This is a genomic window from Nocardia sp. NPDC004654 (genome assembly GCF_040609595.1).
In the GTDB taxonomy this organism is placed as follows: Bacteria; Actinomycetota; Actinomycetes; order Mycobacteriales; family Mycobacteriaceae; genus Nocardia.
Map to the genome: position 1 here is coordinate 1 of NZ_JBEXKI010000003.1, position 15,081 is coordinate 15,081.

A 15,081-nucleotide genomic window follows, 5' to 3' on the forward strand; every position below is an offset into this window, starting at 1 on the left:
GGGCCTTACCGCTCGACTTGCATGTGTTAAGCACGCCGCCAGCGTTCGTCCTGAGCCAGGATCAAACTCTCCGTTGAAGACTCACAATCACACCCAAAAGGTGCAATCAGATCTAAACTAGAGTCCGAAAACCTAGCAAAACAATCGCCAGCCGGAAATTAGCTGACTTAAATGTCCAGCCCTCCACACGGGGGGTGAAGAGCCGGAACCAAATTTCAAAATTTGGCACTGACATTCATCGACACACTATTGAGTTCTCAAAGAACACACGCACACACCATCTCCCGGGGGATTCCCCGATCAATCGGTGAGGCAACTTTTACAGCTTAGCGCGGCCGGTAACCCGAAACCAAATCGGGGTCCCAATCGAGCTAGTGTGACCGCCAGGCGCTCCTCGTCCTACCTCGTTTCCCTGGCTCAGCGTCTCCGCTCGGCCCCGGGTCGGTGTCCGTGTCGCTCTGACTTGAATAAAGTTACGTGGCCGCTTGCACGATGTCAAATCGCCTGGTCAATACGGGTTTTGGACGACTCTTGATCAACATCCATTACGGACAAGATCGATTCCGGCCCGCGGACAAGATCAATCAGGCGCCCCGACCCGCTCCACCAGACCGCCCAATGCCTGCAGCTGCTCGACGAAATTCGGGTAACCGCGGTCGATGTGGAAGACGTCGTGCACTTCGGTGGTGCCGTCGGCGACCAGACCCGCGAGCACCAGACCCGCGCCGGCCCGAATATCCGAGGACCACACCGGCGCGCTGGACAGCCGCGGAATACCGCGCACCACCGCGTGATGACCGTCGGTGCGGGCGTCGGCGCCCAGCCGGATCATCTCCTCCACGAAGCGGAACCTGGCCTCGAAGATGTTCTCGGTGATCATCGAGGTGCCATCCGCGATCGCCGCGAGGCCGATGGCCATCGGCTGCAGGTCGGTCGGGAAGCCGGGGAACGGCAGAGTCGAGAAGTTCACCGCGCGCGGACGCTCCGGCTGCACGACACGGAAGCCGTCCACCTCGAAGGAGATTCGCGCGCCCGCCGAACGCAACTTGTCCAGCACGAGCGAGAGGTGCTTCGGGTTCACGCCGGTGACGCGGACGTCGCCCATGGTCATGGACGCGGCGATCCCCCACGTCGCGGCGACGATGCGGTCGCCGATCACACGGTGATCGGTCGGACGCAGTCGCTTGACACCCTGAATGGTGAGCACCGAGGTGCCCGCGCCGCTGATCCGGGCGCCCATCTGCACCAGCATGTTGCACAGGTCGACGATGTCGGGCTCGCGCGCCGCGTTGTCGATGACCGTCTCGCCCTCGGCGAGCACCGCGGCCATGAGGATGTTCTCGGTCGCGCCGACCGAGGGGAAGTCCAGCCGGATCCGGGCGCCCTGAAGTTCGTCGGCGCGCGCGACGACGCAGCCGTGCTCGATCTCGCTGGTCGCGCCGAGCAACCGCAGGCCGGCCTGGTGCATGTCGAGTGGGCGGGAACCGATCGCGTCACCGCCGGGAAGCGCGACCACCGCGCGCTTGCACCGCGCCATCAGCGGACCGAGCACGCACACCGAGGCGCGGAACTGCGTCACGGCGGGGAAGTCCGCGTGGTACTTCGGCTCGGCGGGCGTCGTGATGGTGACCACGGAACGGTCGCCGGGCGCGTCGTCGGAGATGACGACCTCGCAGCCGAGGCCGCGCAGTACGTCGGCCATCAGCGGCACATCGAGAATGTCGGGGCAGTTCGTGATCGTCGACGTGCCCTCGGCAAGCAGGGCAGCGGCCATCAGCTTGAGGACGCTGTTCTTAGCGCCTCCTACCGCGACCTCGCCGACGAGCCGATTGCCCCCGGTGACCAGAAACCGTTCGCTCACACTGGGTAGCTTATCCACCGCCGGCGGCGCGCACGCGCGTGTACGCGATCCCGGTGTGCTGCGACACGATCCGAACGGTCGGCATCACGATTCTTTCTTGCCGCCACCGGGCTGCCACAGAATGTCGCCCTCGGGATTCGTGTACCGGCTCAGGATGAAGAGCAAATCGGACAGCCGATTGAGGTACTTGGCCGGAAGAACGCTGGTGTCCTCGGAGTGCGCCTCGACGGCGGCCCACGCGGCGCGCTCGGCGCGGCGGACCACGGTGCGCGCGGTGTGCAGCAGCGCGGCCAGCGGGGTGCCGCCCGGCAGAATGAACGAATTCAGCGGCGCCAGTTCGGCATTGAACTCGTCACACCAGCCTTCCAGCCGGTCGATGTAGTCCTGCGTGATCCGCAGCGGCGGGTACTTGGGTTCGGCGACCACGGGGGTGGAGAGATCCGCGCCGGCGTCGAACAGGTCGTTCTGGACCTGGCGGAGCACCGTCAGCAGATGCTCGTCCGGTGCGCCGAGCGCGATCGCGACACCGATGGCCGCGTTGGCTTCATCGCAGTCCGCGTACGCGACGAGGCGGGGATCGGTTTTGGAAACTCGAGAGAAATCGCTGAGCCCGGTGGTTCCGTCGTCACCGGTCCTGGTGTAGATCCGGGTCAGGTGCACGCTCACGACGCGCCCTCGCTGACGCTCGGCCACGTCGCGCGCGTGGGCGCGCTGTGTCGATGATTCGCTCGCTGGCGCTCACTCATGAAATTCTCCGCTCGCTACAGACCGGGCATGCGGCGGGTGCGGTCCGAAGGCCGCGATTCCACCCAGGACAGGAAGGCCGCGCGGGCGCCGCGATCGAGGGCCAGCTCGTAGTTGCCCTCGGTGTCGGCCACCTCGGTGACGATGATCTCGTCGGTCATGATGTCGTACTCGTCGCCGCGCGGACCGCGCCGGTCGCCGACCTCGATGCCGCGGCGCCGAATCGTGGCGTCCGGACCGATCTTGAGGCTGGTGAGCTTGAAGAAGACGAGGCGGTCCTCGTCATAGCGAATGAGACCGTGCCGCCAGCCTTGGCCGCCGTTCGCGGGCAGCACGCGCAGGATCGCAGCGGTCCCGCCGCGGCGCAGCATGATCAGTCGGTAGACGGAGATCAACGCCAATGCGACCAGCAGCAGCACCAGAATGATCAGGACAACCATCCCGGTTTGCAATGCTGTCCGTCCTTTCGCTCGGCATCCGCGTCACGAACCGCGGCGGATACCCATCCGTTGCGACATTCAAACACGAGTCTACAAACGGGTGAGCAACTGGGGCTGAATACCATTGTCGGCGACGAAGATACCTTCGCCGCCGACAATGGGGATGTTCACGACCCGTCAGGGTCTTCAGGCGCTCGCGACCTGCTCGACCGCGCGCACCCGGGCCTGTGCCGCCCGCTGTTGTTCCTCGGTCGCGGACGTGTCGGCCAGCACCTTACGTGCCGCCTCGACGTCCACCTCACCGGCGAACTCCGCGGACTCGGCCAGGACACGCACCGTGTTGGCGGTGACCGAGAAGAAACCGCCGTGCACGGCGGCGACGATGCGCTCGCCATCGGTGGACACGATGTTCACCGTGCCGCCCTCGACCAGCTGGCCGAGGAGCGGCTCGTGGCCCGGCATGATGCCGATCTGGCCCTCGGTGGTCTGCGCGCTGACGAACGACGCCTGGCCGGACCAGAGCAGTCGTTCGACAGCCACGAGATCGACTGACATTTCGGCCATCGGTGACTACTTTCCGGCGATCTTCTTCGCGGCCGCCTCGACGTCGTCGAGACCACCGCAGGAGTTGAACGCCTGCTCCGGGAAGTGGTCGAACTCGCCCTTGCAGACACGGTCGAAGTCGTCGATGGTCTGCTCCAGCGGCACGACCGAACCCACCTGGCCGGTGAACTTCTCGGCCACGATGAAGTTCTGGCCGAGGAACTTCTCCAGACGACGGGCACGACCGACGAGGACCTTGTCCTCTTCGGAGAGCTCGTCCATGCCGAGGATGGCGATGATGTCCTGCAGTTCCTTGTACTTCTGCAGGATCCGCTTCACCTCGTTGGCCACGGCGAAGTGCCGGTCGCCGACGATCGAGGCCTCCAGGATGCGGGAGGTCGAGGTCAGCGGGTCGACGGCCGGGTAGATGCCCTTCTGCGAGATCGGGCGGGAGAGCTCGGTCGTCGCGTCGAGGTGGGCGAAGGTGGTCGCCGGGGCGGGGTCGGTGTAGTCGTCGGCGGGCACGTAGATGGCCTGCAGCGAGGTGATGGACCGACCACGGGTCGAGGTGATGCGCTCCTGCAGCTCACCCATCTCGTCGGCCAGCGTGGGCTGGTAACCGACGGCGGAGGGCATACGGCCGAGCAGGGTCGACACCTCGGAACCGGCCTGGGTGAACCGGAAGATGTTGTCGATGAACAGCAGCACGTCCTGGTGCTGCACGTCGCGGAAGTACTCGGCCATGGTGAGGGCCGAGAGGGCGACGCGCATACGGGTGCCCGGCGGCTCGTCCATCTGGCCGAAGACGAGGGCGGTGTCCTGGAGGACGCCCATCTCTTCCATCTCCAGGCGGAGGTCGGTGCCCTCACGGGTGCGCTCACCGACGCCCGCGAACACGGAGGTGCCGGAGAACTCACGCGCGATACGGGTGATCATCTCCTGGATCAGAACGGTCTTGCCGACACCGGCGCCACCGAACAGACCGATCTTGCCGCCCTTCACGTACGGGGTCAGCAGGTCGATGACCTTGATGCCGGTCTCGAGGATCTCGGTCTTGCCCTCGAGCTGGTCGAAGCTCGGCGGCTTGCGGTGGATGCCCCACTGCTCGCCGTCGCGGCCGGTGCCCGGCGCGTCGAGGCAGTCGCCGAGGGCGTTGAAGACGTGGCCCTTGACGACGTCACCGACGGGCACCGAGATCGGCTTGCCGGTGTCGGTGACGGTCGCGCCGCGGACCAGGCCGTCGGTCGGCTGCATCGAGATGGTGCGCACGATGTTGTCGCCGAGGTGCTGAGCGACCTCGAGGGTCAGGGTCTTGGCCACCGACGCCAGCTTGATGTCGGCGTTCAGAGCGTTGAACAGCTCGGGGATCGCGCCACGCGGGAACTCGACGTCCACGACGGGGCCGATGACCCGGACGACGCGGCCTGCGGCGGCGCCGGTCCGGCTCGTGTTGTCTTGAGTGACAGCTGCGGTCATTTGGATTGGTTCTCTTCCTGCGCTTCTAGTCGCGGTCCGAGCTCGACGCCAGCGCGTTCACGCCGCCGACGATTTCGCTGATTTCCTGCGTGATCTGGGCCTGACGCACCGAGTTCGCCTCGCGCTGAAGAACACTCGCGAGTTCGTTGGCGTTGTCGGTGGCCGCCTTCATTGCGGTGCGCCGAGCCGCGGACTCGGATGCCGCTGCCTCGAGCAACGACGCGTAGATACGCGTGTTCACGTACTTCGGCAGCAGCGCCGCCAGCAGTACATCGGCGTCGGGCTCGAATTCGTACTGCGCCTGCGGTTCGGCGGTGGGCGAATCGGAGAACGAGTCCGCGCCCATGTCGAAGTTCTCGTCGACGAAGCTGACCTGGATCGGCGCCAGGCGGCGCACCTCCGGGGTCTGCGTCAACATCGACACGAACCGCGTGTACACGATGTGCAGCTCGTCGACGCCCTCGATGTCGCCGGTGCCGTGCGGATGCGGCACCTGGCCCTCGGAGCCCGCCATGAAGGCGTCCACCAGGTGGCCACAGGCCGCCGAGGCGTCGGTGTACTTCGGCTGCTGCGAGAAGCCGGTCCACGCCGAGACCAGCGGGCGGTTGCGGAAGGTGTAGTACGTGAGGCCCTTGTTGCCCATCACGTACAGCACCGGCTCCTTGCCCTCGCCGCGCAGGGTGGTCATCAGCTCTTCGGCGCGCTTGAGCACGTTGGAGTTGTAACCACCGCACATGCCGCTGTCACTGGTGATCACCAGCACGGCGGCGCGACGCGGGTTGGCGCGCTCGGTCAGCAGCGGGTGCGCCAGGTTCTTCGACGCGCTCGCGAGCTCGGCGAGGACCTTGGTGATCTCTTCCGCGTACGGCTTGGCGGCCGCGACCCGGGCTTGGGCCTTGGAGATTCGCGAGGTCGCGATCAGCTCTTGGGCCTTGGTGATCTTCTTGATCGAATTCACACCACGAATGCGGGAGCGCAATTCACGCAAGCTTGCCACGGTTCACACTCCCTTCATTCGCCAGATTCCAATAGCGCATTGCTCGCCCGATTACTTCTCGACGTGCTTGCGGGTGACCGACAGCGACTCGACCTCTTCGTGGTCGAGCTCGCCGGCCTCCGCCTCGTTCACCACACGGCTGCCGTCGGAGGCGAGGAAGCCCTGCTTGAACTTGTCGGTGGCCGCCTTGATGGCGTCGCCGTTCTCGGCGTCGAGGACCTTGCCGCCCTCGATCGACTTGAACGCGTCGGCCGCGCTGCGGTGCAGGTCCTCGATCAGCTCCGCGTTGAAGCGGCGGATGTCGGCGACCGGAACCGAGTCGTAGTAACCGGCGTCGACCAGGAAGATCGAGACGATCTGGTCCTCGACCGCGACCGGGGAGTACTGGTCCTGCTTGAGCAGCTCCACCCAGCGGGCGCCGCGCTCGAGCTGCGCCAGCGAGGCGGCGTCGAGGTCGGAGGCGAAGGCGGAGAACGCCTCCAGCTCGCGGTACTGCGCCATTTCCAGACGCAGCGAACCGGCGACCTTCTTCATGCCCTTGGTCTGGGCGGCGCCACCGACGCGGGAGACCGAGGTACCGACGTTGATCGCCGGGCGGACACCCTTGTTGAACAGGTCGGACTCGAGGAAGACCTGGCCGTCGGTGATGGAGATGACGTTGGTCGGGATGAACGCCGAGACGTCGTTGGCCTTGGTCTCGATGATCGGCAGACCGGTCATCGAGCCGGCGCCCATCTCGTCGGAGAGCTTGGCGCAACGCTCGAGCAGACGCGAGTGCAGGTAGAAGACGTCACCCGGGTACGCCTCGCGGCCCGGCGGGCGACGCAGCAGCAGCGAGATGGCGCGGTAGGCCTCGGCCTGCTTGGTCAGGTCGTCGAACACGATCAGGACGTGCTTGCCCTGGTACATCCAGTGCTGGCCGATGGCCGAGCCGGTGTAGGGGGCCAGCCACTTGAAGCCGGCGGAGTCGGAGGCCGGGGCCGCGACGATGGTGGTGTACTCCATCGCGCCGTGCTCCTCCAGCGCGGCCTTCACGCCCGCGATGGTGGAACCCTTCTGGCCGATGGCGACGTAGATGCAGCGCATCTGCTTGGTGGGGTCGCCGGACTCCCAGTTGGCCTTCTGGTTCAGGATCGCGTCGATGCAAACGGCGGTCTTGCCGGTCTTGCGGTCGCCGATGATCAGCTGACGCTGGCCGCGGCCGATCGCCGTCAGCGCGTCGATGGCGGTGATGCCGGTGGCCATCGGCTCCTCGACCGGCTGGCGCTCCAGCACGGTCGCGGCCTGCAGCTCCAGCACGCGGCGCTCTTCGGACTCGATCTCGCCGAGACCGTCGATCGGCTGGCCGAGCGGGTTCACCACACGACCGAGGAACTTGTCGCCGACCGGCACCGAGAGCACGTCACCGGTGCGGCGAACCTGCTGACCCTCTTCGATCTCGGCGAACTCGCCGAGGATGACCGCACCGATCTCGCGGTCCTCGAGGTTCAGCGCCACGCCGAGCACGCCGCCCGGGAACTCGAGCAGCTCGTTGGCCATAGCCGAGGGCAGGCCGCTGACGTGCGCGATGCCGTCGCTGGTGTCGGTGACGACACCGACTTCTTCGATGGACGTCTGGGGGGTGTAGCTCTGGGTGTAGCTCTCGATCGCGCTACGGATCTCGTCGGAGGAGATCGTCAGCTCCGCCATGTTCTTCCTGCTCTCGCTGTAAGGGTCTCGAATGTCGGTGTTGGCGCCGGTGCCGGGGCCGGCAGAGCCGGACTACGCCAGCTCGCGGCGCAGCCGCTCCAGTCGGCCGGTGGCGCTGCCGTCGATCACGTCGTCGCCGACGCGCACGACCAGCCCGCTCAGCAGGCTCTGATCGACCTCGACGTGCACCGTGATCGGCTTGCCGTAGATGCGCTGCAGGGAGGCGGCGAGCCGCTCCCGCTGCTGCGGCGTCAGGGCGATCGCGGCACGCACGTGCGCGACGATCTGCTCACGCCGGGCGGCGGCCAGGTCGGACAACTCGTCGAAGGCCGGGCCGAGGCCGGTCCGCTGCCGGGCCACCGCCTGCTCCGCGAGAGTCACGGTGATGGTCTCGGCCTTGCCGGACAGCAGCCCGGCGATCAGCTCGCGCTTGGCCGAACCCGGCTTCCCGCGATCGGACAGCGCCTGCTCCAGCTCGGGGTTGTCGGCGATGATCCGGCCGAGCCGGAACAGCTCGTCCTCGACCGCCTCGAGCCTGCCGCTGTCCGCGGCCGACTCCAGCAGGGCCTCCTGACCGAGCAGCACCAGGGTGTCGACCAGGTCGGAGGTGCGCGACCAGTCCTGGGCCACCGCGGTGGTCAGCACCGCCAGGGTGGCGGGGCTGACCTTGCCGCCGAAGACCCGCTCGCTCAGCTCGGCGCGCACCGAACCGGGCACCGACACGTCCGCGAGCGCAACACGCAGCGAACGCTGGTCGTCCAGCACGGCGACAGCGGCGAACAGTTCCGAGCCCGTCGTGGCGGCAACACTGTCGCTTCCGGTCAGAGCGGCCCGAAGCGCCTCCCGGGACCGGGAGCTGGCCTCGCGGCTCGCTGCGTACATGCTTCTCACTTTCGCTGTATCCAATCTCGTCTGGACGGGACGGCCTGCGTGGTTACGCTCCGCTTCCGCCTCCGGCCGTTGACCCGCTCAGACATGGTTACCTTCCGACCCCGATGCCGGCGTCGGTCTCGTCGAGTTCACTCAGGAACTTCTCGATCGAGGCCGCCTGCTTGGCTTCGTCCGAAACCGACTGACCGATGATCTTCTCGGCCAGGTCGACGGCCGTGCGGCCGACTTCGGAGCGCAGCTCGGTGAGGATCTGCTGGCGCTGGGCTTCCAGCTGGGCGTGGCCCGAGGCCACGATGCGGTCGCTTTCGGCCTGGGCCTCCGAGCGCATCTGCGCAAGGATCTGCTGGCCCTGGGTGCGCGCGTCCTCACGGATGCGCGCGGCCTCAAGGCGGGCGTCCGCCAGCTGCTGCTGGTACTGCTGCAGCGTCTGCTGGGCTTCTTCCTGCGCGGCCTCGGCCTTGGCGATACCGCCTTCGATCTTGTCGGCACGCTCGTCCAGCACCTTGATCAGGCGCGGGATGACGTACTTGTAGAACAGCACCGCGATGATCGCGACGCAGACCACCGACCAGACGATGTCGTACGTTTCGGGGACGAGAGGATTCACATCCTCTCCGCCCTCCGCTGCGAGTACTGCGAACTCGTACATCGGAATCAGAAGATGAAGCCGGCGACGAGGCCGATCAGGGCCAGCGCCTCGGTGAACGCGATACCGAGGAACATGTTGGTACGGATCGTGCCCTGCAGCTCGGGCTGACGGGCGATACCCTCGATCGCCTTACCGACGACGATGCCGACGCCGATGCCCGGGCCGATGGCGGCCAGGCCGTAGCCGACGGCGCCGAGGCCCTTCAGCGTCGACTCGTTGGCAGCTTCCTGGGCCAGGTACGAGAGGCTCATGAGTCTTCTTTCCCTTTCTGTTGCTCACCCGCCGGGCGGCGCGGTGTAGCAGGTCTCCGGTGATGGGTAGTGCGGTCAGTGAGAATCGGCGTGCTCGGCGAGGCCGATGTACACGGCGGTCAGCAGCGCGAACACGTAGGCCTGCAGGAAGATGACCAGCATCTCGAACAGGGTGAACCCGAGTCCCGCGAGCAGCGAGAACGGCGAGAACACCTTCATCCACGCGGCGGCGTCGAACAGGAAGAACCAGGTCGCGCTGAAGAACAGCACCAGCATGATGTGGCCGGCCAGCATGTTCGCCATGAGTCGGACGGTCAGCGTGAACGGGCGCAGGATGAAGGTCGAGACGAACTCGATCGGGATCAGCAGGACGTGCAGAGCGGGCGGCACGTTCGGCACCACGATGCTGCTGCGCATGTAGGTGAGGAAGCCGAACTTCTTGATGCCCACGTAGTTGAACGCGATGTAGGCGACCGCCGCGAGCACGATCGGCATACCGATTCGGGCGTTCGAGGAGATGTTCAAGCCCGGGACGATGCCGGAGAAGTTCAGAAAGAGGACCGTGAAGAAGATCGTCGCGATCAGCGGGAAGAACTTGCGGCCGGTTTCCTTGCCGAGTACCTCTTCCGCGATCTGCTCCTTGACGAAGACCAGACCGATTTCGGCGACATTCTGTAGGCCGCGCGGAATGATTCGGGGACTCCGGAAGGCCAGCAGCATGACGGCGACGAGCACGGCGGTCATGATCAACCGGACCAGCATCAAACGATCGAGTTCGAACGGCGTTCCCTCGAACAGCAAAGCTGGAGGGAAGAAGTCGGTTAGCGACGGCGCGTGGAACTCACCCGCCGCCAAAGTGGTGACGCTCAGCGTTCTCTCCCGTGTTCGGGCCGCGGGTACGGTCATTCCCGCGGTTCGATCGGACATTGACGATCAATTTGGTCGACTCAGGTCGGCTCGAAATTCGTCAGCAGCTGCGCGGCAATCCCGCTCGGGCGGCGTCTGTACGTGTGTCGGCGACATCGTCGACATGCAGAACCGGAACCCTCGAGCCCGGCACGGCAGTAAGCATAGCGGTACTCGGAGGGATCGTGGTGATCCCCCCTCGCTTGGTCACTTGCTTACCAACACTTTACCAAGTTATCTACGACGCTGTGTAGGGGGGTGAGTCATTCCTGTTCGGAAGCGGGTTCGGAGTCCCCGGCGGTGGTCGAGACATACGGAACCTTCTGTCGCAGAACGCCGTACGTCTCCGCGCCGAGCACGATGACCAGGGCGCCGATGACGGTCAGGAACAGCGCCACCCGGTTGTAGAAATCGAACTGGTTGAGGATCGCCACCGCGATGAGCACCAGCAGCACCTTGCCGACCCAGCTGGCCAGCATGACCAGGCCCGCGGTGCTCGGCGGCAGCTTCGCGCCGAAGAGCACGACCGCGGCCGTGGTGAGGATGAACACGCCGCCGATCGCCGCGCCGAGCAGCGCGCCCCACAGTCCCGGCAGCCCGGCGACGGCGGTCGCGATCGCGGCGCTCAGGACCACCAGGACCGCCAGCCCGATCAGGCCGTAGCGCAGCGCCGACTTCAGCGGCGCGTCGGGACCGGGAATCGGGTTCGGAGTGAAGGTCACGGTTGCGACTTTACTCAGACGCCTGCTGCTCGGCCGCCGCCTCCCCGCGCCGCAGCCCTGGAACGGCGGTCACGACGAGGGCGAAGATGAGCCCCGCGGCCATCAGCAGCACCACGATTCGGCGGTCCATCAACGAGGTGCCGACGGCGCCGAATGCCAGCACACCGACCCACAAATAGATCAGCAGGACGACGCGTCGATGGGAATGGCCGATCTGCAGCAAACGATGATGCAAGTGCATTTTGTCGGGCGTGGAGAAACTCACACCGGCGCGCACCCTGCGCACGATCGCGAGCAGCAGATCCAGCACCGGAATGAACATCACGGCGCCGACCAACAGCAGCGGGGAAAGCAGACCGACGATGTCGCGCGGACCATAGCCTTGCAGCGGAATTCGACCCGAGGCGCCGGTGGACACCGAGGCGAGCATCAAGCCGATCAGCATCGAACCCGAGTCGCCCATGAATATCCGAGCGGGCTGGAAATTGTGCGGAAGAAATCCCGCGCAGGCGCCCGCGAGCGCCGCGGCGAGCAGCGCGGGCGGATAGGTGTTCACGTCGCCGCCCTGCTCGTAGAGCAACCCCACGGAGAACACGAAAACCGCCGCGGCGCAGATGAAGCCGAGGCCGGCGGCCAGACCGTCGAGGCCGTCGACGAAGTTCATCGCGTTGATCAGCGTCACCGTCACGGCCACGGTCACCAGACCGCCCTGCAGCGCGTCGAGCACCACGGTGGAATTGTTGAACGGGTTGTAGATGACGTACCAGCTCAGCCCCATCACGGCCATCACGCCGCCCGCCGTCACCTGGCCCGCGAATTTGGTGAGCGCGTCGAGTCCCCAGCGGTCGTCCACGATACCGACGAGCACGATGATGGTGGCCGCCACCAGCACGGCGGGAATGTCCACCGCATAGTCGAAACCGCGGCGCAGTGCGGGCAGCTGGTGCGCGAACAGCACCGCCGCCACGACACCGATGTACATGCCGACGCCGCCCATCCGCGGGATCGGCTTGACGTGCACATCCCGCTCGCGCGGCACCGCTACCGCGCCGAACGAGATCGCGAGCAGCCGGATACCGCCGGTGGCGAGGAAGGTCACCGTGGCCGAGATCAACAGGACGAGCAGTAACTCGCGCAGCGGAACGACCGAGCCGGAGCCGGAAATCATGCGACCTTTCTCCCGCTCACCGCGCGGGGGTGATGGTCAGCTCGTCCGGCGACATGCCGAGCACCTCGGCGATCTCGGCCACCGGGACCGCGCCCTCGCGCAGCACGCGCGGCTGGTCCGCGGTGAGATCCACGATGGTGGAGGCGACCGCGTGTGCGGCGGGACCGCCGTCGAGGTACACGCCGACCAGGCTGCCGAGCTGCTCGCGGGCCTCGGCGGCGGTCTTGGCGGGCGGCTGGCCCGAGATGTTGGCACTGGACACCGCCAGCGGGCCCACCTCGCGCAGCAGATCCAGCGCCACCGGGTGCAGCGGCATCCGAAGCATCACCGTGCCGCGCGTGTCACCGAGGTCCCACGCCAGCGAAGGCGCTTGCTGCACAACGAGACTCAGACCACCCGGCCAGAACGCGCGGATCAGCTCGCGCGCCTGGGGGCGCACCGAGAAGACCAGTCCGTCGATCGTGTGCCACGAACCGACCAGCACCGGCACCGGCATGTCCCTGCCGCGGCGCTTGGCCGCGAGCAGCTCGCTCACCGCGGTGGAATCGAAGGCGTCGGCCGCCAAGCCGTACAACGTGTCTGTGGGCATCACCACCAGTCGCCCGGACTTCAGGGCGCTGGTCGCTGCGGACAGTCCGGCGGCGCGCGAATCGGGATCCGCGCAGTCGTAGACGGTACTCACGGCCCCCATCCTGGCACATGGTGCTGGTGGGGCGTCAGGTGCGGGTGGCGACGACGAAACGGGGTTTGCCTGCGAGGTCTGGGTGTTCGACGACATCGACGAAATCGCCGGTCTCGGCGAGGAGGGCAGCGAGAGCCGAGCCGTTGGTGTCGTCGTGCTCGATGGCGGTCGCGCCGCCGGGACGCAGCAGGCGGGCGATGTTGGGCACCATCCGTCGGATGACGTCCAGTCCGTCCGGCCCGCCGAACAGCGCCAGGTGCGGGTCGTGGTCGGCGACCTCGGGGTCGAGCGCCGCGCCCTCGGGGATGTAGGGCGGGTTGGACAGCAGCAGGTCGACCTTCCCGTTCAGCTCGGTGAGCAGGTTCGGATCGGTGACGTCGTCGGCGTACAGGGTGATCGCCGTGTCGCCGTCCGCGATGCGGTCGTCGGCGTTGCGGCGGGCCCATTTCAGGGCGGCCGGATCGACCTCGACGGCGTGCACCTGGGCGTCGGGCCGCGCGTGCGCGACAGCGAGCGCGAGCGCGCCCGAACCGGTGCAGAAATCGACCACGATCGGCTGGTGATCGTGCGGCAGCGTCTCCAAATGGGCCAGCGCCCAAGCGAAGAGCAACTCGGTCTCCGGCCGCGGCACGAAAACGCCCGGCCCGACCGCGAGATCGATCTGCCCCATCGGGGCGACGCCGGTCAGGTGCTGCAAAGGAATGCGCTGGGCGCGCCGGTCCACCAGGGCGCGGTAGTCCGCGACGAGCACCGGATCCACCAGCGGCACCAAAGCCAATCGAGTCCGCTCGACCCCGAGCAGATGCGCGGCGAGCTGCTCGGCGTCCGCGCGCGGACTCGGCACCCCGGCGGCCTGCAGTTGTTCGACGGCTTCGTTGATCACTGAACGCAGAGACACTCGACCCACCACCCCACTCTCGCCGATTTCATTGCGCCATTGTTCACTTCCCGGAACCGGGACCGCGCACATCCACGCGCAGGCGCGGTCTATTCGGCCGCCATGCGGGCCTCGCGGTCGGCCTTGCCGAGCGCGTCGAGGAGCGCGTCCAGGTCGCCGTCCAGCACGGAGTCGAGGTTGTGGGCCTTGAAGCCGATGCGGTGATCGGTGATCCGGTTCTCCGGGAAGTTGTAGGTGCGGATGCGCTCGGAACGGTCCACCGTGCGGATCTGGCTGGCGCGACCGGCCGCGGCCTCCTGCTCGGCCTGCTCCTCGGCCAGCGCTTGCAGGCGCGCCGCGAGGACCTGCATGGCGCGGGCCTTGTTCTGCAGCTGCGAGCGTTCGTTCTGGCAGGTCACGACGATGCCGGAGGGCAGGTGCGTGATGCGGACGGCGGAGTCGGTGGTGTTGACGCCCTGACCGCCCTTGCCGGACGAGCGGTAGACGTCGATGCGCAGATCGGATTCGTCGATCTGCACCTCCTCGACCTCGTCCGGCTCCGGGTAGATGAGCACGCCCGCGGCCGAGGTGTGGATGCGGCCCTGCGATTCGGTCACCGGAACGCGCTGGACGCGGTGCACGCCGCCCTCGAACTTGAATCGCGACCACACGCCGTCGCGCGCGGCGTCGCGGCTCTTGATGGCGAGCGTCGCGTCCTTGTATCCGCCGAGGTCGGAGATGGTGGCGCCGAGGACTTCGACCTTCCAGCCGTGCCGCTCGGCGTAGCGGATGTACATGCGGGCCAGATCGGCGGCGAACAGCGCCGACTCCTCGCCGCCCTCGCCGGACTTCACCTCGAGCACCACGTCGTCGCCGTCGTGCGGGTCGCGCGGGGCGAGTAGGTCGGCGAGCGCCTGCTCCAGCTCCTCCACCTGACGCCGCAGATCCGGAATCTCGGCGGCGAAGGCCGGATCGTCGTCGGCCAGTTCCTGCGCGGCGGCCAGATCGTCGTGCGCGCTCTTCAGCTTGTTGTAGGTGGCCATGATCGGGGCGAGTTCGGCGAACCGCTTGCCGACGCGGCGCGCGGCGCCCGGATCGTTGTGCAGCGCCGGATCGGCCAGCTGCGTTTCCAGTCCCGCGTGCTCGGCCAGGATGTCGTCGATCGCGGACGGCTGCGTCATGATG

General features: G+C 66.9%; 16 protein-coding genes and 1 rRNA gene. All 17 read right to left on the reverse strand.

The annotated features are described in order from the left end of the window. Positions 1-77 (reverse strand): 16S ribosomal RNA (locus ABZV58_RS10295); the annotation flags it as partial. A gap of 503 nt (positions 78-580) precedes the next feature. Beyond that, a complete protein-coding gene (gene murA, locus ABZV58_RS10300; RefSeq protein ID WP_354999878.1) occupies positions 581-1,861 on the reverse strand; it encodes a UDP-N-acetylglucosamine 1-carboxyvinyltransferase in 1,281 nt (426 codons plus the stop codon). 84 nt (positions 1,862-1,945) lie between these two features. Then, entirely contained in the window at positions 1,946-2,527 is a 582-nt protein-coding gene (locus ABZV58_RS10305) for a cob(I)yrinic acid a,c-diamide adenosyltransferase (protein WP_354999879.1), read from the reverse strand. Between the two features lie 95 nt (positions 2,528-2,622). Beyond that, complete coding sequence (locus ABZV58_RS10310; protein WP_067787578.1) at positions 2,623-3,045, reverse strand: DUF2550 domain-containing protein; 423 nt, start codon at positions 3,043-3,045, stop codon at positions 2,623-2,625. Positions 3,046-3,231: 186 nt separating this feature from the next. Beyond that, the gene (locus tag ABZV58_RS10315; RefSeq protein ID WP_067787579.1) at positions 3,232-3,609 is read right to left on the reverse strand and encodes a F0F1 ATP synthase subunit epsilon; all 378 of its coding nucleotides are present in this window, start codon (positions 3,607-3,609) and stop codon (positions 3,232-3,234) included. Positions 3,610-3,615: 6 nt separating this feature from the next. Next, positions 3,616-5,064: a F0F1 ATP synthase subunit beta gene (gene atpD / locus ABZV58_RS10320; protein ID WP_067787581.1), complete on the reverse strand. Its 1,449-nt coding sequence runs from the start codon at positions 5,062-5,064 to the stop codon at positions 3,616-3,618. Positions 5,065-5,089: 25 nt separating this feature from the next. After that, positions 5,090-6,061 carry a F0F1 ATP synthase subunit gamma gene (locus ABZV58_RS10325; protein ID WP_354999880.1) on the reverse strand — a complete coding sequence of 324 codons (972 nt, stop codon included), beginning with the start codon at positions 6,059-6,061 and terminating at the stop codon, positions 5,090-5,092. A 51-nt stretch (positions 6,062-6,112) separates the two neighbouring features. Beyond that, entirely contained in the window at positions 6,113-7,750 is a 1,638-nt protein-coding gene (gene atpA / locus ABZV58_RS10330) for a F0F1 ATP synthase subunit alpha (RefSeq protein ID WP_354999881.1), read from the reverse strand. Positions 7,751-7,822: 72 nt separating this feature from the next. Then, the gene (locus ABZV58_RS10335; RefSeq protein ID WP_354999882.1) at positions 7,823-8,632 is read right to left on the reverse strand and encodes a F0F1 ATP synthase subunit delta; all 810 of its coding nucleotides are present in this window, start codon (positions 8,630-8,632) and stop codon (positions 7,823-7,825) included. A gap of 97 nt (positions 8,633-8,729) precedes the next feature. Beyond that, a complete protein-coding gene (locus ABZV58_RS10340; RefSeq protein WP_354999883.1) occupies positions 8,730-9,290 on the reverse strand; it encodes a F0F1 ATP synthase subunit B in 561 nt (186 codons plus the stop codon). A gap of 5 nt (positions 9,291-9,295) precedes the next feature. After that, the gene (locus ABZV58_RS10345) at positions 9,296-9,541 is read right to left on the reverse strand and encodes an ATP synthase F0 subunit C (RefSeq protein ID WP_011207590.1); all 246 of its coding nucleotides are present in this window, start codon (positions 9,539-9,541) and stop codon (positions 9,296-9,298) included. Between the two features lie 75 nt (positions 9,542-9,616). After that, complete coding sequence (gene atpB, locus ABZV58_RS10350) at positions 9,617-10,468, reverse strand: F0F1 ATP synthase subunit A (protein ID WP_084483115.1); 852 nt, start codon at positions 10,466-10,468, stop codon at positions 9,617-9,619. Positions 10,469-10,710: 242 nt separating this feature from the next. After that, the gene (locus ABZV58_RS10355; protein WP_354999884.1) at positions 10,711-11,169 is read right to left on the reverse strand and encodes a hypothetical protein; all 459 of its coding nucleotides are present in this window, start codon (positions 11,167-11,169) and stop codon (positions 10,711-10,713) included. A 10-nt stretch (positions 11,170-11,179) separates the two neighbouring features. Beyond that, positions 11,180-12,337: an MraY family glycosyltransferase gene (locus tag ABZV58_RS10360; protein ID WP_354999885.1), complete on the reverse strand. Its 1,158-nt coding sequence runs from the start codon at positions 12,335-12,337 to the stop codon at positions 11,180-11,182. A gap of 16 nt (positions 12,338-12,353) precedes the next feature. Beyond that, the gene (locus ABZV58_RS10365; RefSeq protein ID WP_354999886.1) at positions 12,354-13,019 is read right to left on the reverse strand and encodes an L-threonylcarbamoyladenylate synthase; all 666 of its coding nucleotides are present in this window, start codon (positions 13,017-13,019) and stop codon (positions 12,354-12,356) included. 34 nt (positions 13,020-13,053) lie between these two features. Continuing rightward, the gene (gene prmC, locus ABZV58_RS10370; protein ID WP_354999887.1) at positions 13,054-13,926 is read right to left on the reverse strand and encodes a peptide chain release factor N(5)-glutamine methyltransferase; all 873 of its coding nucleotides are present in this window, start codon (positions 13,924-13,926) and stop codon (positions 13,054-13,056) included. 80 nt (positions 13,927-14,006) lie between these two features. After that, positions 14,007-15,077 (reverse strand): peptide chain release factor 1, encoded by a 1,071-nt coding sequence (prfA, locus tag ABZV58_RS10375; protein ID WP_354999888.1) that lies wholly within the window; start codon positions 15,075-15,077, stop codon positions 14,007-14,009. Between the last annotated feature and the right edge of the window lie 4 nt (positions 15,078-15,081).

Bases quoted from the DNA above. Each gene is read 5' to 3' on its own strand.
- ABZV58_RS10310 (WP_067787578.1), bottom strand. From the start codon at position 3,045: ATGGTTGTCCTGATCATTCTGGTGCTGCTGCTGGTCGCATTGGCGTTG.
- ABZV58_RS10315 (WP_067787579.1), bottom strand. From the start codon at position 3,609: ATGGCCGAAATGTCAGTCGATCTCGTGGCTGTCGAACGACTGCTCTGG.
- atpD (WP_067787581.1), bottom strand. From the start codon at position 5,064: ATGACCGCAGCTGTCACTCAAGACAACACGAGCCGGACCGGCGCCGCC.
- atpA (WP_354999881.1), bottom strand. From the start codon at position 7,750: ATGGCGGAGCTGACGATCTCCTCCGACGAGATCCGTAGCGCGATCGAG.
- ABZV58_RS10335 (WP_354999882.1), bottom strand. From the start codon at position 8,632: ATGTACGCAGCGAGCCGCGAGGCCAGCTCCCGGTCCCGGGAGGCGCTT.
- ABZV58_RS10340 (WP_354999883.1), bottom strand. From the start codon at position 9,290: ATGTACGAGTTCGCAGTACTCGCAGCGGAGGGCGGAGAGGATGTGAAT.
- ABZV58_RS10345 (WP_011207590.1), bottom strand. From the start codon at position 9,541: ATGAGCCTCTCGTACCTGGCCCAGGAAGCTGCCAACGAGTCGACGCTG.
- atpB (WP_084483115.1), bottom strand. From the start codon at position 10,468: ATGTCCGATCGAACCGCGGGAATGACCGTACCCGCGGCCCGAACACGG.
- ABZV58_RS10360 (WP_354999885.1), bottom strand. From the start codon at position 12,337: ATGATTTCCGGCTCCGGCTCGGTCGTTCCGCTGCGCGAGTTACTGCTC.
- prfA (WP_354999888.1), bottom strand. From the start codon at position 15,077: ATGACGCAGCCGTCCGCGATCGACGACATCCTGGCCGAGCACGCGGGA.